This is a genomic window from Rhizobacter sp. (assembly GCF_031412495.1).
Classification (GTDB): Bacteria; Pseudomonadota; Gammaproteobacteria; order Burkholderiales; family Burkholderiaceae_C; genus Schlegelella_A.
In genome coordinates, this window is the sequence record NZ_JANODC010000167.1 from 1 (window position 1) to 2,372 (window position 2,372).

General features: G+C 73.1%; 3 protein-coding genes. All 3 read right to left on the reverse strand.

The genetic code is table 11. The features are described from left to right. Nucleotides 1-455 (reverse strand): metal-dependent hydrolase (locus AC30N0_RS06185; RefSeq protein WP_489517052.1); only part of this gene is annotated, 455 nt, incomplete at its 3' end. A gap of 24 nt (nucleotides 456-479) precedes the next feature. Next, a complete protein-coding gene (locus tag AC30N0_RS06190; protein ID WP_489517053.1) occupies nucleotides 480-1,265 on the reverse strand; it encodes an SDR family oxidoreductase in 786 nt (261 codons plus the stop codon). After that, entirely contained in the window at nucleotides 1,255-2,313 is a 1,059-nt protein-coding gene (locus tag AC30N0_RS06195) for an FHA domain-containing protein (protein WP_489517054.1), read from the reverse strand. Before AC30N0_RS06195 ends, AC30N0_RS06190 begins: the two co-directional genes overlap by 11 nt. Between the last annotated feature and the right edge of the window lie 59 nt (nucleotides 2,314-2,372).

Here is a 2,372-nt window from a genome sequence, read left to right on the forward strand (position 1 = left end):
CTGCCGCGCGACGCCAGCGCCCAGCCGGTGCCCAGTAGCAGCGGCAGCGTGTACAGCGGGTCGATGATGAAGACGCTGCCGACGCCGAAGGGATGGTCTGTGAACGGCAGCGCGAGCTGCGTGCCGTAGACCGTCATCGCATCGAGCAGCGGGTGGGTGACGAGGGCCAGCCAGAGGGCCAGCCACCAGCGCCGCCAGAGCGCCCACTCGCCATGCAGCCGCGCCACGCAGGCGGCGAAAGGCAGCGACAGCAGCGTCAGCCAGAACAGCGCGTGGCTCTCGGCGCGGTGCAGCACCATGTTGCGGATCGGGTCGCCGTGGTCGACGAGCACGTCGAGATCCGGGAGCGTGCCGGCGACCGCGCCCCAGGCCGCGGCTTTCCAGATGGCGGTGCGCCGGCCCATGACGGCCACCCCGACCGCGGCGCCGAGCGTCAGCTGGGTGAGCGAGTCCATGGACGGCGCAGGCCGGCTCGTGCTTCAGCGTCCGCCCGTCACCTCGACGATCGACCCCGTGGTGTAGCTCGACCCGTCGGACAGCAGCCAGACGATCGCCTCGGCGACCTCCGCGGCCGAGCCGGCGCGCTGCATCGGCAGCAGCGGCAGCATCTGCCGGACGCGGTCGGGCGTGCCGCCGGAGGCGTGGATGTCGGTCTCGATGATGCCGGGCCGGACGGCGTTGACGCGGATGCCTTCGGCCGCGACTTCCTTGGCCAGGCCGATGGTGAAGCTCTCGATCGCCCCCTTGGCGGCGGCGTAGTCGACGTACTGGCCGCCGGCGCCGAGCTTGGCCGCCGCCGACGACAGGTTGACGATGGCGCCGCCCTGGCCCGGCCGCGCCGCCTTCATGCTCATGCGCCGGATCGCCTCGCGCGCGCAGTAGAAGCTGCCGAAGACGTTGATCGCGAACATCCGCTGCAGACGCTCGACGCTCATCGCCTCGACCCGCGACGGCTGGTCGACGACGCCGGCGTTGTTGACCAGCCCGGCGAGCGGCGGCAGCTCGGCGTCGATGCGCGAAAACATCGCCGTGACCTCGTCGTCCCGGCCCACGTCGGCGCGGATGGCGAGGGCCCGGCCGCCCTCGGCGACGATCGCGGCGACGACCGCGTCGGCCGCCGCGGCGTCGCGCGCGTAGTTGACTGCCACGGCCCAGCCGCGCCGTGCGGCAAGCAGGCACGTCGCTGCGCCGATGCCGCGGCTGCCGCCGGTGACCAGGATCGTGCCCGTGCCGGCACCGGGCGCGGCCTTGCTTTCACTCTTCATCGTCGGGACCTCCTCGTGGCTCGATGTCGGAACCGCTCCGCTCCCTGGCCTTGCGGTCGAGGATGGCCTGCATCGGCGCCAGGCCCTGCACGAACTGGTCGACGGGGACGGGGGTCGCGGCGCGCAGCTGCGGCGGGAACAGGTGGTTCATGTAGAGCTCTTCGCCAGGGCGGCCGGTGCGCTGCACGTTGAACCAGATCGACAGCGCGACGGCGGTGAGGAAGCCGGTCGCGGTGACCGCGCGCATCAGCCGCTGGCGACCGGGCTCGACGGCAAGCAGGTGGAAATAGATGGCGGCGGCGACCGTGGCGTAGACGGCAATGAAGCTGAAGTCGGCGATCCACGGCCACGACAGCGAGAAGGCGACCAGCGGCGGCAGCACCGAGAGGACCAGCGTCACCAGGGTCGCGATCACGAACACGCGCACGTGCCAGGCGAAGTGGCTCTGCCGGCTGACCGTCTTCGAGAGCAGGGCCCACAGGCCGCACCACATCGCGCCGGCGAGGATGGTGGTCAGGAGCACCGTGCCGGCGGTGCGGCCGAGCGTGTCGGGGTCGGTGTCGATCCAGGTGTTGAAGAGCACGGCGGCGAGCACGGCGATGCCGAGGCCGAACGTCGGCAGCCAGTGCTGCTCGCGCCCGACCGCCGCCGCCATCGCCAGTTCGGGCGCGAGCGCGTGCCCGGGCAGGCGCAGGCGCAGGTGGCTGCGGCCGAGGTGCAGGTCGAGGTCGCGGCCGCCGTCGGCGATGCGCTGCGACGTGCCGCCGTCGACGCGCTCCCGCCCGACCGAGAGGCCGTTGCGGGTGTCGCCGGCCGTGACGACGATCGCGCCCGCCCGCCCGGCGGGACCCTCGGCGACATCGATCGTGGCGTGGTGCGGCGCGACGTGCGGCTCGCTGACGACGGCGTCGTTGTCGAGGGCGCGGCCGATCGAGAACGGCCAGCGCTCGACCCGCCACGCCTGGCGGACCATGCCGTCGCGGTCGACCGCCTCGAGCAGCGCCAGCGGGACCGCGCGCGCACCGGCGCGCTCGCCTACTTCGTCCATCGGTAGGCGTCGAGGTAGTGGCGGGCGAGGCGCTGGGCGTTGGCGAAGCTCACGCCCTG

Coding starts and splice junctions, on each gene's coding strand:
- AC30N0_RS06195 (WP_489517054.1), bottom strand. CDS start 2,313: ATGGACGAAGTAGGCGAGCGCGCCGGTGCGCGCGCGGTCCCGCTGGCG.
- AC30N0_RS06190 (WP_489517053.1), bottom strand. CDS start 1,265: ATGAAGAGTGAAAGCAAGGCCGCGCCCGGTGCCGGCACGGGCACGATC.